20 protein-coding genes are annotated in these 16987 nt (G+C 62.6%); 10 read left to right on the top strand and 10 right to left on the bottom strand.

Features of this window, described 5'->3' with window-relative positions; translation table 11 throughout:
• Window positions 1–29: 29 nt before the first annotated feature.
• Entirely contained in the window at window positions 30–494 is a 465-nt protein-coding gene (locus tag N5A93_RS07345; RefSeq protein ID WP_268954428.1) for a PRC-barrel domain-containing protein, read from the bottom strand.
• Between the two features lie 556 nt (window positions 495–1050).
• Between N5A93_RS07345 and N5A93_RS07340 the strand changes: the two genes are divergently transcribed.
• A complete protein-coding gene (locus N5A93_RS07340) occupies window positions 1051–1461 on the top strand; it encodes a DUF2177 family protein (RefSeq protein ID WP_268954427.1) in 411 nt (136 codons plus the stop codon).
• A 184-nt stretch (window positions 1462–1645) separates the two neighbouring features.
• Here N5A93_RS07340 and N5A93_RS07335 read toward each other — a convergent pair whose 3' ends face one another.
• Window positions 1646–1852 (bottom strand): cold-shock protein, encoded by a 207-nt coding sequence (locus N5A93_RS07335; protein WP_268954426.1) that lies wholly within the window; start codon window positions 1850–1852, stop codon window positions 1646–1648.
• A 213-nt stretch (window positions 1853–2065) separates the two neighbouring features.
• Between N5A93_RS07335 and N5A93_RS07330 the strand changes: the two genes are divergently transcribed.
• Both N5A93_RS07330 and N5A93_RS07325 read left to right on the top strand, forming a co-directional pair.
• Window positions 2066–2380 carry an arsenate reductase family protein gene (locus N5A93_RS07330; protein WP_268954425.1) on the top strand — a complete coding sequence of 105 codons (315 nt, stop codon included), beginning with the start codon at window positions 2066–2068 and terminating at the stop codon, window positions 2378–2380.
• A gap of 33 nt (window positions 2381–2413) precedes the next feature.
• Window positions 2414–2782: a hypothetical protein gene (locus tag N5A93_RS07325; protein ID WP_268954424.1), complete on the top strand. Its 369-nt coding sequence runs from the start codon at window positions 2414–2416 to the stop codon at window positions 2780–2782.
• Here the strand turns inward: N5A93_RS07325 and N5A93_RS07320 are convergent.
• The 5 genes from N5A93_RS07320 to thrS form a co-directional block, all read right to left on the bottom strand.
• Window positions 2715–3314: a DoxX family protein gene (locus N5A93_RS07320; RefSeq protein ID WP_268954423.1), complete on the bottom strand. Its 600-nt coding sequence runs from the start codon at window positions 3312–3314 to the stop codon at window positions 2715–2717. The genes N5A93_RS07325 and N5A93_RS07320 overlap by 68 nt on opposite strands.
• Window positions 3311–4078, bottom strand: coding sequence for an HvfC/BufC N-terminal domain-containing protein (locus tag N5A93_RS07315; protein WP_268954422.1), 768 nt, complete (start codon window positions 4076–4078; stop codon window positions 3311–3313). The genes N5A93_RS07320 and N5A93_RS07315 overlap by 4 nt, the downstream gene beginning before the upstream one ends.
• Window positions 4075–4932, bottom strand: a complete 858-nt coding sequence (bufB, locus tag N5A93_RS07310) for an MNIO family bufferin maturase (RefSeq protein WP_268954421.1) — start codon at window positions 4930–4932, stop codon at window positions 4075–4077. Before bufB ends, N5A93_RS07315 begins: the two co-directional genes overlap by 4 nt.
• A 69-nt stretch (window positions 4933–5001) precedes the next feature.
• Complete coding sequence (locus N5A93_RS07305) at window positions 5002–5307, bottom strand: BufA1 family periplasmic bufferin-type metallophore (RefSeq protein ID WP_268954420.1); 306 nt, start codon at window positions 5305–5307, stop codon at window positions 5002–5004.
• Window positions 5308–5562: 255 nt separating this feature from the next.
• Entirely contained in the window at window positions 5563–7509 is a 1947-nt protein-coding gene (thrS, locus tag N5A93_RS07300) for a threonine--tRNA ligase (protein WP_268954419.1), read from the bottom strand.
• A 296-nt stretch (window positions 7510–7805) separates the two neighbouring features.
• Between thrS and N5A93_RS07295 the strand changes: the two genes are divergently transcribed.
• From N5A93_RS07295 to N5A93_RS07285, 3 genes are all read left to right on the top strand, one after another.
• Window positions 7806–8567 carry an alpha/beta fold hydrolase gene (locus N5A93_RS07295; RefSeq protein ID WP_268954418.1) on the top strand — a complete coding sequence of 254 codons (762 nt, stop codon included), beginning with the start codon at window positions 7806–7808 and terminating at the stop codon, window positions 8565–8567.
• Window positions 8568–8628: 61 nt separating this feature from the next.
• Entirely contained in the window at window positions 8629–9354 is a 726-nt protein-coding gene (locus tag N5A93_RS07290) for an alpha/beta fold hydrolase (RefSeq protein WP_268954417.1), read from the top strand.
• Window positions 9347–9637, top strand: coding sequence for a hypothetical protein (locus tag N5A93_RS07285; RefSeq protein WP_268954416.1), 291 nt, complete (start codon window positions 9347–9349; stop codon window positions 9635–9637). Before N5A93_RS07290 ends, N5A93_RS07285 begins: the two co-directional genes overlap by 8 nt.
• A 60-nt stretch (window positions 9638–9697) precedes the next feature.
• Here N5A93_RS07285 and phaZ read toward each other — a convergent pair whose 3' ends face one another.
• On the bottom strand, window positions 9698–11005 hold the full coding sequence (gene phaZ / locus N5A93_RS07280; protein ID WP_268954415.1) for a polyhydroxyalkanoate depolymerase: 1308 nt from the start codon (window positions 11003–11005) through the stop codon (window positions 9698–9700).
• 104 nt (window positions 11006–11109) lie between these two features.
• Between phaZ and phaC the strand changes: the two genes are divergently transcribed.
• The 4 genes from phaC (at window position 11110) to N5A93_RS07260 (ending at window position 15202) form a co-directional block, all read left to right on the top strand.
• The gene (gene phaC / locus N5A93_RS07275) at window positions 11110–12921 is read left to right on the top strand and encodes a class I poly(R)-hydroxyalkanoic acid synthase (protein ID WP_268954502.1); all 1812 of its coding nucleotides are present in this window, start codon (window positions 11110–11112) and stop codon (window positions 12919–12921) included.
• Between the two features lie 142 nt (window positions 12922–13063).
• Window positions 13064–13510, top strand: coding sequence for a phasin, PhaP (locus tag N5A93_RS07270; RefSeq protein ID WP_268954501.1), 447 nt, complete (start codon window positions 13064–13066; stop codon window positions 13508–13510).
• A gap of 146 nt (window positions 13511–13656) precedes the next feature.
• Window positions 13657–14229: a polyhydroxyalkanoate synthesis repressor PhaR gene (gene phaR / locus N5A93_RS07265; RefSeq protein ID WP_268954414.1), complete on the top strand. Its 573-nt coding sequence runs from the start codon at window positions 13657–13659 to the stop codon at window positions 14227–14229.
• A 7-nt stretch (window positions 14230–14236) separates the two neighbouring features.
• Window positions 14237–15202, top strand: coding sequence for a LysR family transcriptional regulator (locus tag N5A93_RS07260; protein ID WP_268954413.1), 966 nt, complete (start codon window positions 14237–14239; stop codon window positions 15200–15202).
• 13 nt (window positions 15203–15215) lie between these two features.
• Here N5A93_RS07260 and N5A93_RS07255 read toward each other — a convergent pair whose 3' ends face one another.
• Together N5A93_RS07255 and N5A93_RS07250 are read right to left on the bottom strand one after the other, a co-directional pair.
• A complete protein-coding gene (locus N5A93_RS07255) occupies window positions 15216–16424 on the bottom strand; it encodes a DegT/DnrJ/EryC1/StrS family aminotransferase (protein WP_268954412.1) in 1209 nt (402 codons plus the stop codon).
• Between the two features lie 152 nt (window positions 16425–16576).
• Window positions 16577–16882 (bottom strand): hypothetical protein, encoded by a 306-nt coding sequence (locus N5A93_RS07250; protein ID WP_268954411.1) that lies wholly within the window; start codon window positions 16880–16882, stop codon window positions 16577–16579.
• Window positions 16883–16987 lie beyond the last annotated feature (105 nt).

Genomic DNA, 16987 nt, shown 5'->3' with positions numbered 1-16987 from the left:
CAGGGGATGAGGAACATGAAGTGAAAGGGTTACTCTACAGTTCCGGTGCCCGTTCCGGTGCCGGTGCCCGTGCCCATGTCGGTGCCAGTCCCAGTCCCTGTATCGCCGGCAGGGGCAGGCTTATACTCGCGGTCCCGGAATTCATATTCGGGCGCCTCCTCGGCTTCTTCCCGGGTCAGAGCCACGACGATCTCACTTGCGTCCCAATCCATTTGAAGCTCGTCCCATGAAATGGCGATGGATTTGGCGCCGATTCCCAGGAAACCACCGACCGAAACCACAGCCGCGGTCACTGATCCGTCTTCCTCGTCCAGAATGATATCTTGAATACTGCCGATCGCCTCGCCTTCGGGAGAATTGATAGATGCCCCGATTACCCATTCGCCACGCAACTCGTCATCACCTTGCGTCGTGACCAGAGCCTCTTGGGCGGATACCCCTGTCGCCAGAAGGGGCAGGATGGCAGCCGTGGTCAGAACAGTCTTGCGCAACATGATTAATCTCCTTTTTCAATCGCATCGGGAGCAACCCGATCTTTGGTGCAAGTTCAATGTAGGCACTCAACGCGTTCACTTCAGATGCTCTGCAAGAATCCGCTTGGCCAAAAATGAATGCGATGCGCTCGCGGGCGATTCCCGCCATTCGCATTTCGCAGCGGAGTCTCTTGAAAATTGATTTCTATAAATGTCTTGAGCGTGTTCTTGACAACATGCACCTGGCCTCGATCCGGCATGTTTCACGCTGTGCAGGAATTTGCCGAATCGCAGGTCTTCAGGAAAGATCGTGACATTGGTTGCCGGATCGGAAGAATTTTTCCAGACACACCAACATCCCCGATCAGGCCACGGGCGCGCCCCTTCTGTCGCCCCAACCGACCTTTACCCCCTCCGTAGGGCGGGGTTCACCCCGCCACCCCCGAACCCGCCACTCCCGAACCCGCCGCTCCGGACCGGCGCCCACCCGCCCCCAACCCCACCGCACGGATAAAACCGATCCAACCCGCCCCTTTGCGCGTATATTCCCACACACCTCACCGCCGAAAGGGCCGACATGCTCAACCTCCTCGTTCTCTATATCGTCACCGCCGTCGTGTTCCTCGCCCTTGATGCGGTCATGCTCACGACCGTCTTGAAGCCCCTGTTCGAGGCCCATATCGGCGACATCATGGCCGAGGAGATCCGGCTGGCCCCGGCGGCGCTGTTCTATCTCTTCTATGTGGCGGGGGTCTTGTGGTTCGTCTCGCTGCCCGCGCTGCGCGCCGGTGCGCCGCTCAACGCGCTGCTGGCGGGTGCGGCTCTGGGGGCGATGGCCTATGGCACCTACGAGTTCACCAATTTCGCCACCCTGCGCGGCTGGGACTGGCGGATGGTGGCGACCGATGTGACCTGGGGCGCGGTGCTGACCGGGGTGTCGGCCTGGTCCGGGGTGATGGTGGCGCGGGCCACCGGCTGGCAGGGCTGAAGCGGGGCTTGCGGCGCCCCGATCGGGGCGCTCTGGCGGGTTCTGTACGAAACGAACCGGCCTGCGCGCGAGTCATGTACAAAACGCGCGTACAAAACGGACGATTTGTACCATGTCCGCCGGTATTCGGAATACCGTCAGGGCGGGGCTGCGCAGCCCCGCGCCAGGCTCATGATGTGGCTGATTACAATAGCTTCAGATCGCTCGCCATCTGGCGCCCGTCGCGCCCGTCCTGCAATTCATATCCGACCTTCTGATTATCCGCGAGCCCGGTCAGCCCCGAACGCTCGACAGCCGAGATATGCACGAACACATCCTTGCCCCCTTCGTCGGGCGCGATAAAGCCGTATCCCTTTGTGGTGTTGAACCATTTAACGGTGCCTGTGGGCATTCCGTCTCTCCTTCCTGACGTCCATTCTCCCGCCAAAGCGGGGGTTCTTCGCCGCAGGTTCCGCCCATGATCCGGCACTCGAAATGTGCTGGCCGACCCTGAAAACGCCTGTGGCGCGCCCGATGATTGCACGGGCCATGTAAAAAGCAAGCAAAACACAGGTGACGCCATCGCCGCTGCCCGTTATTGAGGCAAGGTGAGCTGGAGGTAGCGATGATACTGTACGGTCTGAAAACATGCGATACGTGCCGCAAGGTACTGAAATCACTTCCGAATGCGACATTCGTGGATGTCCGCTCCGAAGGCATCCCTGATGCGGTGCTGAAATCCGCCCATGCCCGTTTCGGCGCGGCGTTGCTCAATACGCGCTCAACCACATGGCGCGGACTTGACGAAGCCGAGAGGGCGCGCAACCCTCTGGAATTGCTCAAGGATCACCCGACCCTGATGAAACGCCCACTGATCGAACAGGACGGCACGCTTTATCTTGGCTGGGGCAAGGATACGCAGGCCGCACTGCTCGGCTAAGCCACGTCGCCTCAATTGAAGGGAGACAAAACCATGCGCAACGCAGCCCTTGTTCTTGGTATCATCGGCGGGCTTTTCGCCATGCTGATCGGCTTCTTCAGCTTTGGTTACACCGAATTCATCAATGAATTCGGCGAGATAGAGGGTTTGGCGCGGCAGGTCGACCGGGTTGGGCTTGTCCGCACCGTCAGCTTCCTCGCGCCGCTTCTGGCGATCGCCGGGGGTGCGATGGCGCGAATTCGGGCTCTCTGGGGTGGGGTGCTGATGCTGATTTCGGCAGGCGCGATGTATTACGCCTTTGATTTCAACGTCTTCACCATGTTTCCCATCGGTTTCACGGCGCTTGGCGCTGTACTGGCGCTGGCTGCGGGGAAGCCGGATGAGCCGAAGGCGCATTTTTGAAAATCAGCCGGTCCAGCGATATTGGCCCCGCCCCTTTGACCGCCAGCACCACCAGAACGAAGACCCAGAAGGCCCGCTGGTCCGCGATGACGGAATCCGGCACCTTGTCGAACCAGGCGCCAAGCGTGCCGGACTCGGCAATGGCGCCATGGCCATAGAGATCGGTCAGCGTTTGCAGGACGACGAAGCCGATCATCCCAAGCGCCGCGAGCCGCGTCAGCAGGCCCGCAACCACCAGAAACGGCAGCAGAAATTCGGCCCACGTCCCGGCCATAACGACCAGCCAATGAAACGCGCCAAGCTGGCCCGGATCATAGCTGACGGCCTCCATCGCGCGGGGGAATATCTGCGCATAGGCTCCGGCAGAGGGTACAAAGAGCCCCAGCAGCCCGTCGCCCAGCTTGGTGACGCCGGACACCCAGAAATAGGTCAGAAGAACCCCGGCGAAGATCAGCCGCGCAAGTGTCGGCACCAGCCAGTCAGCACGCCCCATGATGGCGGAGAAACGGTTGTAATACGTGACAAGGATCATGTGGATTGCTCCTTTGGGGAAATGACTGCGGTGATGGCTTGGCCTGCAAGAAGCAGCCCCAGAATTTCGGCCAGGTCAAAACCGGGCGCCTCGCCAAGTGCCGCCTCGGCGGCCTCTGTCAGGTTGTGCGCATCGCGCAACGCGTTCAGGAACACGGCGCCGCCCGGCGGCAAGACCTTGATGACGGGATCGAACTCAGGTCGGGTGATCACGACATCCTCGGCAACAGCTGCGGGCTTGGGCGCGCCATCCTGGCAAGCGTAACGCCAGATCCCATGCACCGGCCATGGCGACCGAAGCACGCGCAGCGCGGGCGCCAGTTCAAGGCGCGCCTGCGCCATCAGATCAGGGGACAGGCGCTCGATTTCGCCGGCCTCGACGGGGGCGCGGTCAGCTGCGTGATAAGCCTCGCGCTGCGCCTGTTCAAGGCGCGCCACATCGCCCAGGTAACGCAGATGCAAAAGCGGCGCGAACTGTTCGAGAAAGGCCGGAAATTCAGTGCCATACTGCATGATCATCGGCGTCGATGGCGGCTTCTGGCGCAGGAAAAGGCCCGAGATCTTCTTGAAGTTCTCCGGCCCGATCAACGAGCGGATGGCCGGAAATCCCACCTCCAGCGCCTCGGTCAGGCTGACGGCCACGTTGTTGCGATAGACATCGAAACGCCGCCCCGCTGCGCGCCCCTGACCGTCGCTGAGGCCATCAGGGACTGGGGCGTTGCCATCAAGCAGCGCGTCGTGAAACAGGGTCTGCGTCGGGCTCATGCCGGAACCTGCTGCAGGGCGTTGGCGGCGCGTTGCGCCTCGGCGGCCAGGATGGGCCATTCCGGTACATCCGAGTCCCATTCGATCAACAGGGGCCGCGCGCCTGCGTGCGCCAGCGTGTAGTCAAGCAGCGCCCAGACCGGATCGGCCACCGCGCGCCCGTGGCTGTCGATCAGTAGCGGCGCGCCGTGGTCGTCATGGTCCTCGTCATGCCCGCCAAGATGGATTTCGCCCACATGCGAAAGCGGAAACGCGTCGATATAGGCGCGCGGATCGAGGTTCAGATTGGTAGCCGAGACGAAGACGTTGTTCACGTCCAGCAACAGCCCGCATCCGGTGCGCCGGGCGATGTCGGTCAGGAATTCGGTTTCGCTCATCGTGCTTTCGTCAAACGTCAGGTAGCTTGACGGGTTCTCCAGCAGCATGCGCCGCCCGATGGCTTCCTGGAGCTCGTCGACATGGTCGGCGACGCGGGTCAGCGTGGCTTCGGTATAGGGCAAGGGCAGAAGATCATTGAGAAAATGACTGTCATGAGTGGACCAGGCCAGGTGCTCGGAAAAGCTGGCGGGTTGCAGCCAGTCGCACAGATGCCTGAGCCGTGCGAGGTGATCGCGGTCTAGCCGACCCTCGCCACCGATGCTGAGCCCGACGCCGTGTACGGAAATTGCGAACCGTTCGGCCAGATGGCGCAACTGGGCCAGTGGCCGGCCGCCATCGCCCATGTAGTTCTCGGCATGAATTTCCAGCCATTCGACCGGACGCGGATCGTCCATGATGGCGGGGAAATGCTGTGGTTTGTAGCCAACGCCGGGACCGGCGGGCAGGCCGGGGAAAAGTGAACGTGCGTCCAGCATCGTGAACCTCCTGTCGCAAAATTCGGGCAGGGCGGGATGCGCGGGGGGCCGCGCATCCCTTGAGCCGGTTCACGAGGGCAGGTCGCGATCCAGCGGCTCGAGGGAACCCGAACGCTCGCTGCCATCGGCCATCTCGGGCAGGTCGATATCGGCGCAGGTGCCTTCCTCGACCAGTGTCCAGGCATTGCCTTGGTAATCGACGGTCGAAGAACCGGCACAGGTGGTTCCGGCGCCTGCCTTGCAGTCGTTCTCTCCGGCGAGCGAAACGCCATAGCACTTCTCCTTGGCGTCCTGGGCGGCTGCCGGATTGGTGTAGGCGGTCAGTGCAGCGGTCATGGCACCAGCGATGGCCACGGTCTTCATGGTATTGGACATAGTTTTTCTCTCCCTCAGAGGGTTGCAGGTCATATCACTGGACGCCGTCGCCTTGACGAGGCGCGTCCGGTGATAGCCAGAGGGTAGAGCGGAAGCGGTGCGCAAACCTATTCACGAGCCCGTCAGACACGGACCCGTCAAGAGCCGTGAACACGCTCTAAGGAGAAAAATGCTGGAATATCAACAAATTCGACGCGGCTCCCGCGCGCGTCGTAACAATCGCGCGCTGAAATCGAGGGTTCAACGCGTCCTTTGTTACAGCAGATCGGGCGGTGTGGCCTCACGCGAAAGCGCCGTGATCACGTCATCCAGGGCCTGAACGCTGGTCTGCTTTTCACCAAGGCGGCGCAGTGAGACGGTGCTTTCCTCGACTTCGCGCAAGCCGCAGGCCAGGATCACAGGCACCTTGCCGACAGAGTGTTCGCGAACCTTGTAGTTAATTTTCTCGTTCCGGATGTCGGCCTCGGCCCGGACCCCGGTGGCGCGCAGGGCATCAACCACCTTGTGCACATAAGCATCGGCCTCGGACACGATCGAGGCCACCACAACCTGACGTGGCGCCAGCCAGAAGGGTAGTTTGCCGGCATGTTCCTCGATCAGGATGCCGATGAATCGCTCGAAGCTGCCCAGGACCGCGCGGTGCAGCATGACCGGGCGGTGCTTGGCGCCATCCTCGCCGATATAGGTGGCGCCCAGCCGTTCGGGCAGGACGAAATCGACCTGAAGCGTGCCGCATTGCCAGTCCCGCCCGATCGCGTCGGTCAGCACGAATTCCAGCTTGGGCCCATAAAAGGCGCCTTCGCCGGGGTTGAGCTCGAAGTCGGCACCGGCGGCCAGCGTGGCGGATTTGAGGGCGGCTTCGGACTTGTCCCAGACCTCGTCGCTGCCGGCGCGTTTCTCGGGGCGGTCCGAGAACTTCACGGCGAAATTCTCGAATCCCAAGTCGCGATAGATCTCGGACAAAAACTCAATGAATTTCTGGGTTTCCGCTTCGATCTGATCCTCGCGGCAGAAGATATGCGCATCATCCTGGGTAAATCCGCGCACCCGCATGATCCCATGCAGCGCGCCTGAGGGTTCATAGCGGTTGCAACTTCCGAACTCGGCCATGCGCAGCGGCAGATCACGATAGGATTTGAGGCCCTGGTTGAAGATCTGGACATGGCAGGGGCAGTTCATGGGCTTGAGCGCGTTGATGGATTTCTCGCGGGCGTGCTCCTCGTCGACTTCGACGATGAACATGTGTTCCTGATACTTGTCCCAATGGCCTGAAGCTTCCCACAGTTTGCGGTCGACGACCTGTGGGGTGTTCACTTCTACATAGCCGCCAACGCGCTGCTGGCGGCGCATGTAGTCTTGCAGGCTGGTGTAGATCGACCAGCCGTTGGGGTGCCAGAAAATCTGTCCCGGCGCCTCTTCCTGCATGTGGAAAAGGTTCATCTCACGGCCCAACTTGCGGTGATCGCGCTTCTCGGCTTCCTCAAGGAAGTTCATGTATTCCTTGAGTTTTTCACGATTCATGAAGGCTACGCCATAGATGCGTTGCAGCATCTGGCGGTCGGAATCACCGCGCCAGTAGGCACCGGCGACGGACATCAGTTTGAAGGCGTCGGCGGGGACCTGACCGGTGTGTTGGAGGTGGGGGCCGCGGCAGAGGTCTTGCCAGTGGCCGTGCCAGTACATGCGCAGGGGTTCGGTGCCGGGGATGGCCTCGATCAGCTCGATCTTGAAGGGTTCGTCATTGTCCTGATAATGCCGGATCGCGCGCTCACGGTCCCAGATATCGGTGCGCACGGGATCCCGTAAGTTGATGATTTCCTTCATCTTCTTTTCGATCGCGCCAAGGTCTTCGGGGGTGAAGGGCTCGGCGCGGTCGAAATCGTAATACCAACCGTTCTCGATGACGGGGCCGATGGTGACCTTGACGTCGGGCCAAAGCTCCTGGACGGCGCGGGCCATGATGTGGGCGAGGTCGTGACGGATCAGTTCGAGCGCCGGAGCTTCGTCCTTCATCGTGTTGATTTCAATAGAGGAATCTTCCTCTATCGGCCATTGAAGATCCCAGTGCTGGCCATTCACATTGGCCGAGATCGCCTTTTTGCCAAGCGAGGTCGAAATATCGGCCGCCACTTCGGCCGGGGTTACCCCGGCATCATAGTGGCGTTGGCTATCGTCAGGAAAAGTAAGGGAAATCTGGGCCATTGGCCTGAAGCTCCTCGTCGGTTTGGCGCCCACGGAACGCCCGGTTGCGGGTTGGTCTGGTTTGCAGAGGTTTTACGCCTTGAGCGGCGCAAGTCAAGCCGGACGGAGCGTACAAAACGTCTGTTTTGTAAATCGGTTTTGTACCAAAACCGGGGAGGTCGCGCAGAGTTTGGTACAGAACCGCGAAAACCGCCCTGAAACGACGCCCGAAACGGTTTGCCCAAGGCTGCGCCGGGATGCAAGATTGGCCGCGAAACGGCACAAGACCCTAGACCCAACAAGCGAGAAGGACCGGCATGAGCGACGCAGACTTCCTGACCATGGCCGAGGGCCGCAGACTGGCCTATCACCGGCGCGCGGGCGCAGTGCCGGGCGTGGTGTTTCTGGGCGGGTTCAAATCCGACATGGAGGGCACCAAGGCGGTGCATCTGGAGGATTGGGCGCGCCGGAGCGGGCGGGCCTTTTTGCGCTTTGATTACTCTGGGCACGGGCAGTCATCCGAAGCCTTCACGGATGGCTGCATCGGCGATTGGGCGGCGGATGCGATGGCGGCGATCAGCGGACTGACCGAGGGGCCGCAGATCCTGGTGGGTTCGTCCATGGGCGGATGGATCGCGCTTTTATGCGCCCGGGCGATGCCCGAGCGGGTGGCGGGGATGGTGACGATCGCCGCCGCGCCCGATTTCACCGAGGATTCCATGTGGGCGGGGTTCGACGCCGCGCAGCGCGCCGCGCTGATGAGCGAAGGGCAGGTGGCGCTGCCAAGCGATTACGGCGAGCCATATGTGATCACGCGCCGCCTGATCGAGGACGGGCGCGATCATCTGGTTTTGCGCTCGCCCTTGCCGTTGCCCTTTCCGGTGCGCTTCCTGCAAGGCACGGCGGATGCGGATGTGGAAATGGCAGTTGCGCTGCGCCTGCTGGATCATGCCGCCAGCCCCGACATGCGCCTGACGCTGGTGGATGGGGCGGATCACCGGTTTTCCGATCCCGACTGTCTTGAGCTGATCGAAAGCGCGCTGGAGGAGGTATTGTCGCGGGCGGGCGGCGGCGCTTGACCCTGCGCGCGCCTGTGGCAAGGTGGGCAGGCGCCCCGAATGACAGAAGGAGCAGACCCGAATGCGTGATCCCTTGGTGCTGCTGCCGGGATTGATGTGCGATTCCCATCTGTTTCATGAGCAGATCAGAGCGCTGAGCGCCGAACACGCGGTCATGGTGGCACCGGTTTCGGTGGGCGAGCGTCTGGAAGAGATCGCGTCCTCCATGCTGGATCAACTGCCGGCGCGCTTTGCGCTGGCGGGCCATTCGATCGGCGGGATGGTGGCGATGGAGCTTCTGCGCCGCGCGCCCGACCGGGTGACGCGGCTGGCGCTGATAGATACCTCGCCGCTGGCCGAGACGCCGCAGGCGGCGGCGGATTACGAGCCTGCGATCATCAAGCTGAAGTCGGGCCGCCTGGAAGAGGCGGTGCAGACGCTGGTGCCTGCCGAGGCGCTGGCACCGGGCCATCGCCGTCAGGCGGTGGTGGCCGAGCAGGTCGCAATGGCGCTGCGGGTCGGCGAGGGCGCGATCATCCGCCAGATAAGGGCGATGCAGCGGCGGCGCGATTATCAATCGGTGCTGCGTCGCTGCCGCGTGCCGACGCTGGTGCTGTGTGGCGCCGAGGACATGCTGGTGCCGATGAAGCGGCATGGTTTCATGGCCGAACTGATCCCCTATGCGCGTCTGGAAGTGATCGAGGGCGCGGGCCATCTTGCGCCGCTTGAACAGCCCGAGGCGACGACGGCGGCGCTGCGGGCCTGGATCGAGCAGCCCTATGTATTGCAAAGCCGTGCAGATGCCTGAACCCAGGCGGGGCTGGCAGGCAAGGCTGCGGCGGACCCGTCGGCGTGTTCAGGTCTGGACCAAGCGGCGCCTGCCACCCGGGCTGCGGTTGCTGGCGGGGGTGTTGCTGATGGTGGGGGGCGTGTTCGGCTTTCTGCCGGTGATCGGGTTCTGGATGTTTCCGCTGGGGGTCGCGGTGGCGGCGCTGGATGTGGTGCCGATCTGGCGCTGGTTGCGCTGGCGCATGGGCGGTGCGCGCAGCGACGGGCGCGCGAAACAGCGCGGGGACGAAAGCGATCGCTGAGCCGCGCGGGGTGGCATGACCGCCCCCGCCGACGCGGCACAAGCCGGGGCGGGGCGGCGCTCAGGCCGCTTCGGATTTCTTGACGCTGGTCTTCTTTTTCGCCTTGCGCGGGGCGGTGCGGCTGCGCTTGGCGGGATCTTCGGAATTCGCGTCGATGAAATCCAGCACCAGCGGGCGGATATTGTTGCGCCAGCTGCGCCCGGCGAAGATGCCGTAATGGCCGGCCTCGGGTTCCACATGGCTGGCCTTCATGCTGTCGGGAAGGCCGGTCAGCAGGTCGAGCGCGGCCACGCATTGTCCGGGGGCCGAGATGTCGTCCTTGGCGCCTTCGACGGTCTTGACCGCGACCTTGGTGACTGCGCCGATATCGACCTTGTGACCGTGGACGATGAATTCGTTCTTCGCGATTTCAAGCCCCTTGAAGATGCGTTCGACCGTGGACAGGTAGAATTCCGCGGGCATGTCCATCACGGCGAGATATTCGTCGTAGAACTTGTTGTGGGGGTCATGGTCGCTGGCCTCGCCGCGACTGACGCGCAGGACCTGGTCGGAAAACGCCTTGGCATGGCGCTCGCCGTTCATCGAGATGAAGGAGGAGAGTTGCAACAGTCCCGGATAGACCTTGCGCCCGACGCCCTTGTGCTTGAAGCCGACGCGCTGGATCATGGTTTCCTCGAGCTGGCCCATGGTGACGCGCCGGCCGAAATCGGTCACGTCGGTGGGTGTGGCGTCGGGGTCGATCGGGCCGCCGATCAGGGTCAGCGAGCGGGGCTGGGACTCGGGTTCGAGTTCGGCCAGGTAGGCGGTGGCGGCCAGGGTCAGCGGTGCGGGCTGGCAAACGGCGATCACATGCAGGTCGCTGCCGAGTGCGCGCATGAAATCCATCAGGTAAAGGGTGTAGTCCTCGATGTCGAAGCGACCGGCGGACACCGGGATGTCGCGGGCATTGTGCCAGTCGGTGACATAGACTTCGCAATCGGGCAGCAGCGAGCGCACGGTCGAGCGCAGCAGTGTCGCGTAATGCCCCGACATCGGCGCCACCAGAAGCACGCGGCGATCCATCTCTTCGCGTCCGGTCACATTGAAGTGGATCAGGTCGCCGAAGGGGGCCTCGACCACGGTTTCGATATTGATGAGGTGGTCGCGCCCGTCCTCGCCGGTGATCGAATCGATGCCCCAGTCGGGCCGTGCGGTCATGCGCTGGAAGGTGCGTTCGGTGACTTCGCCCCAGGCCGCCATCCATTGCAGCGCGGGGTTTGGCGTCATGGCGAAAACCGGATAGGATGCAACAGAGAGGGCCGATGCGCCCAACCACTGGTTCGTGTTCCGGAGGGTCTCCATCATGTCATATGTCATCATGTAACGCATCGACATCTCCTACTCTACCGGCGGGCCGGTTCGTTTCGCCGCACTGTCCGACCGGCAGGGGCAGGGTATGCTGCATAGCAGAAATTTAAAAGGGATTCGTGAATATGGCAACAAACGAGGATGGTGCGGCGGAGAATCTCGACAAGATGACCGGGAATCTGGCGCGCGTCGAGGAGTTGTCGCAGCGGTTGATCAAGGCGCTTTCGGCCAGAAATCCGCCCAATCCCGAGTTGAGCGGCCCCTCGCAGGAGTTGTTCGCGCGTGCGGCGGCGTCCTACTGGACCGAGATGCTGGAGAATCCCGGCAAGCTTTATGAACGTCAGCTTGAGTACTGGGGCGAATCGGTGCGCCATTTCATGGAGGCGCAAAAGCATCTGGCGCAGGCTTATGCGCCGGAGCCCGGCACGCTGACGGATGTCGATGATTCGCTGAAGGGCGACAAGCGGTTCGCCAATCCGCTGTGGGAGACGCATCCGTATTTTCATTATGTGAAGCAGCAATATGCGCTCAATGCGCGCGCGATCCGGGACGCGGTGCAGGAGGTGGATGATCTCGATCCGGTCGAAAAGCGGCGGCTGGAGTATTTCTCGCGCCAGATCATCGACATGATGAGCCCGACGAATTTCCTGGGCACCAACCCCGACGCGCTGGAAAAGGCGGTGGAGACCGAGGGCGAGAGCCTGGTGCGGGGGCTGGAGAACCTGGTGGCCGATCTGGAGGCCAATCACGGCGAGATGCTGGTCAGGCTGGCGGATGAGAGCGCCTTCGAGCTGGGCCGCAACATCGCCACCACGCCCGGCGAGGTGGTCTATCGCAACCGGATGATGGAGCTGATCCAGTATGCGCCCGCGACCGGGCAGGTGCACGAAACGCCGGTGGTGATCTTTCCGCCCTGGATCAACAAGTACTACATTCTCGACCTCAAGCCGGAGAACAGCCTGATCAAGTGGATCACCGAGCAGGGTTACACGCTGTTCGTGGTGAGCTGGGTGAACCCGGATGAATCCTATGCCGATGTGGGGATGGCGGATTACGTCGAAGAGGGGTTCATGACCGCGATCCGCGAGGCCAAGGCGATCTGCAACACCAAGCAGGTCAACGCGGTGGGCTATTGCATCGCGGGCACGACGCTGCACCTGACGTTGGCGCTGATGGCGAAGCGGGGCGACAAATCGGTGCGCTCGGCGACGTTCTTCACCGCGCTGACGGATTTTTCGGAACAGGGCGAGTTCACCCCGTTCCTGCAGGACGATTTCGTCGACGGGATCGAAAGGGAGGTCGAGGAACAGGGCGTTCTGCGCTCCTTCATCATGTCGCGCACAATGTCTTTCCTGCGCTCGAACGATCTGATCTACCAGCCTGCCGTGCGAAGCTACATGATGGGCGAGGCGCCGCCGGCCTTCGATCTGCTGTTCTGGAACGGCGACGGGGCGAACCTGCCGGGCTGCATGACGGTCGAGTATCTGCGCGGGCTGTGCCAGCACAACGCCTTCGTCAACGAGGGCTATGAGCTGTGCGGCGAGCGGCTTCATATCAAGGATGTGAAGATCCCGCTGATGTCGGTGACCTGCCAGAGCGATCATATCGCGCCCTGGAAGGATTGCTATCGCGGGTTCCGCCAGACCGGCGCACGCCAGCGCGAGTTCATCGTCTCGCAGTCGGGCCATATCGCGGGCATCGTCAACCCGCCCTCAAAGAAGAAATACGGCCATTACACCAATGACGACCTGAGCGGGGACGCCGATGCGTGGATGGACGGTGCGACCTTTCACGAAGGGTCATGGTGGCCGCGCTGGGAGGCCTGGCTGCGCAGGCGCTCGGGCAAGAAAGTTGACGCAAGGGAGCCCGGCGATTCGGCGCATCCGCCATTAGCCCCGGCGCCCGGCACCTATGTGAAATCCAGGTCAAGCGACTGATTTAAATGCATTTCCCTGTTTATGCTGCAGCGCAGCAAAAAGGGGTTGATTTTCTGCACTGCAGCATGCATATTCTTTGCAGACGCAGAAACGTGCGAAACAACTCGCAGAAATGCAAAGCAAGCAAGGACTGGATTTACCAATGGCAAAAGCACAAGACTTCAGCACCGTCATGAAAGACATCATGGGCTCGTTCCCCGTCGACACCAAAGCGATGGAAGACGCCTTCAACAGCCAGGCAGCCCTGAGCGAGAAGCTCTCGGGCGTCGCACTGGACGCGGCAGAGAAATCGGCCGAAATCTCGAGCAAGTGGACCAAGGAAACCCTGTCCAAGATGACCGAGATGAGCAAAGCAAAGGCCGAGCCGGCCGACTATGCCAAGGCAATGACCGATTTCGCATCGGCAAATGCCGAAGTGGCCGCCGAGAACATGGCCGCCTTCGCCGAGATCGCCAAAAAGGTTCAGATGGACACCGTCGAACTGATGATGAGCGCCGGCAAAGACATGCAGGAAGACGCCGCAAAGGCCGTCAAGAAAGCCACCGACGAGGTGTCTTCGGCTGCCAAGAAAGCAACGGCCGCCAAGTAAGCGGACGAAAACATACGGCCTGATCTCCTCCTCCTCCCTGAGAGGGCCGGTATGACAAGGGCGAGCCGATTGCGGCTCGCCCTTTCTTTTTATTCTGCACTGGCATAAGCTGTGCTGCAGCGCTGAAACATCCGGAGGACCGCGCAGTGGCCGAGACAGAGAAACCATTACTGATCAAGCGCTACGCCAGCCGCCGTCTTTATAATACCGAGACATCGGATTACGTGACGCTGGAGGATATCGCGGAGTTTATCCGCGACGGGCGCGAAGTGCAGATCATCGACCTGAAATCAGGTGACGACCTGACCCGGCAATACCTTTTGCAGATCGTCGCCGAACACGAAAGCCGCGGCGAAAGCGTGCTGCCGATCAGCGTGCTGACCGACCTTGTGCGAAGTTACACCACCCAGGCCACCAGTGTCGTGCCCGAGTTCCTGGCCGCCAGCTTTGAAATGCTGCGCGAGGGGCAGTCGGCGATGATGGAGAACATGACCAAGAACAACCCGCTGGCCAGCATGCCGGGGATGGATGCGATGCGCGCCCAGCAGGAAGCCTTCATGAAGGCGGTGACGGGCGGGATCGGCGGGCTGAAAAGCGGCCCCGAGCGCGAGGACGAGTCCAAATCCGCAGCGGCGGAGGCCGGTGAGGACGAGGACCTGACCGAGATTCGCAAGCAGCTTGCCGAGTTGCAGCAAAAACTGTCCAAGATGAACAAGTAACCGTTCCATGGTCGACAGTCCGGGCCGGATAACGCTTTGGGGTATCGAAGTGTTCATGGCGGCCGCCGATGAGCGCTCGATCTCGGCGGCGGCCAAGCGCCTAGGGGCGAGCCCCTCGGCGGTAAGCCAGCAATTGACCAATCTCGAAGGTGCGGTGGGTGCGACGCTGTTGCAGCGCAATGCGCGCCCCGTGCGCCTGACTCCCGCGGGCGAGATCATGAAGCGCCATGCGCAGGTGATCCTGAACGAGGCGACGCAGGCGCGCGCCGAACTGGCAATGTCGGACCTGTCGATGCTGACCCGGTTCCGGCTGGGCATGATCGAGGATTTCGAGGCCGATGTGACGCCGCGATTGCTGACGCATATGGCCACGGACATGCGCGGTTGCCAGTTTCTGCTGGAGACCGGTGCGAGCCATCACCTGTTCGATCTGCTGGATCAGCGGGCGCTGGATGTGATCGTCGGGGCCGATCTGGGCACGCCGGGCGACTGGGCCGAGGTGCATCCGGTGCTGCGAGAAGGCTTCGTGGTGGTGGCGCCCAAGGGGGCGGTGAACCCGCAAAAGGACATGCTGCGCCAGTTGAAGCGCATGGCGCTGGTGCTTTACACGCAGCGCCATTACATGGGACGACTGGTCAGCGCGCATCTGACGCGCCAGAGCATGACTCTGCGCCATCGGTTCGAGATCGACAGCTATCACGCCATCATGGCGCTGGTCGGGCAGGGGGCGGGATGGACGATACTGCCGCCGCTGGCCTTGATGCGGGCGCGCCGCTTTGCCGATCAGATCGACGTGATGGAATTGCCGTTCGAGCCGCTTTCACGGACCATCAGCCTGACCGCGCGCAGGGATATTCTGGGCCAGATGCCCGCCAGCGTCGCCGGGACCCTGCGCCCGATCCTTCAGGAGCGCATCGTGGATCCGGCGATCGCGCGCTATCCGTTCCTTGAGAAAACCCTGACGGTGCTGTGAGGCGCCCGCGCGCTCAGGTGCCGTAGCTGCGCGCCTCGCCCATCACGTCGCGCGCGGCGGCGATCAGCGTGTCGGCGATTACGTCCAGTTCGGGGCGCGTGAGGCGCGCGGGCAGGCGCACGTCGCAGGCGCGCATCAGCATCGCGCGGGTGCGCGGCAAAGGGCCGGGATCCTGCGGCAGGAAGCCCCAGTTCCAGAAGGCGCGGGCATTGTCGGTGGAAAGCCCGAAGATCTGCACCTTGATGCCGCGCGCCTGGGCGGCGCTGGCAAAGGCGCTGGCGTCGGAATCGCTCATGGAGACCAGGTTGAACTGGATCGAGTCGGGCGCGCGTTCCTCGGGGCCGAGCTTGGGCGGGACATGCAGCCAGGGGCTGGTTTCGATCCTGGCGGCGACATGGTCGTGATTGGCGCGCCCGTCCGTGACGCGGCGCGGGATCTCGGCCAGTTGCGGGCGGATGATTGCGGCGCTGAGGTTGTTCATGCGCAGGTTATAGAGGGGCAGGCGGTTCTGCCAGCGGGCGAAGGCGGCGGAGAGGTCGGGGTCGTCGTGGCCCATATGCTTGGCCCAGTTATGTTCATAGGCGCCGGACATGATGACGGCGCGCGCCACCAGATCGGCGTCGTCGGTGACAAGGATGCCGCCCTCGCCGGCATTGAGCAGCTTGTAAGACTGGAAGCTGAAACAGCCGACGCGCCCGATCGTGCCGATCCGGCGCCCCGCCCATGTGGTGCCGAGCGAATGGGCGGCGTCCTCGATCACGGGGATGTCGCGGGCCGTGCACAGCGACATGATCGCGTCCATGTCGCTGGTATGGCCGCGCATGTGGCTGATGATGACCGCCTGCACATCATCCAGCCGGGCGGTGAAATCGGCGATGTCGATGCGGTAATTCTCGCCGACCTCGCACAGGACGGGGATGCAATCGGCATGCACCACCGAGGAGGGCACGGCGGCGAAGGTGAAGCCGGGGATCAGCACGCGCGCGTCGCGCGGCAGGCCAAGCGCCTTGAGTGACAGGAACAGCGCCGCCGAGCATGAGGAGACCGCGAGCGCGTATGCGCTGCCCATGGTGGCGGCGAATTCCTGCTCGAGCAGGGTGACCGGCGCGTCCTGCGGGGCGGTATAGCGGAACAGATCGCCCGATTGCAGCATCCGGTCGATTTCGGCGCGGGCGGCTTCGGGGATGGGTTCGGCATCGAAGGCATTGGGCGGAAGGGTCATCAGCTTCGGCTTTCCTGAAGTGTATTTTCGGGAAAACTAAAACAAAACTGCGCGCGGCCCAAGCAAAATTTCTGTGACAGGACGCCACGGCGGCCAAAGCTGCCGGGCGCCCGGTGAGGGGCGCCCGACGGGTCGTGAGTGGTGGGTCTGCGTTACGAACCCGCGCGGGTGGATGCGCGCGCGCCGGTGCCGGATTTCAGGGTCTGGTCGACGAATGCGCGGCTTTGCGAGGGGCTGCGATCGCCGATCAGAATGCGCTGCCCGCGCTTGTGGGCGATGTCGATCATGTAGACATCATGTTCACTCAGCCTGCTGAAGCCGGCGTCGCTGTAATGACGGGGCAGCATTTCGATCTGGCTGTAATCCATCGCGCTGACGGGCAGGGCGGTGGCGGCGAGGGCTGCGCCGATGACGAGCGCGGCGATACGGCGGGTTTGGGTATGTGCCGTTTTGGTCATGTCATTCTCCTTTTCGGTTTCACTGTCATCAGCCTAGGAGCCGTGCCCGACCCTGGCAAAACACGACCGGGACACGCAGCGGTGACATGGTCTGCGCAAGGGGCT

The organism is Roseovarius salincola (assembly GCF_026891095.1).
GTDB lineage: Bacteria > Pseudomonadota > Alphaproteobacteria > Rhodobacterales > Rhodobacteraceae > Roseovarius > Roseovarius salincola.
This window is presented reverse-complemented; position numbering and strand designations above follow the sequence as displayed.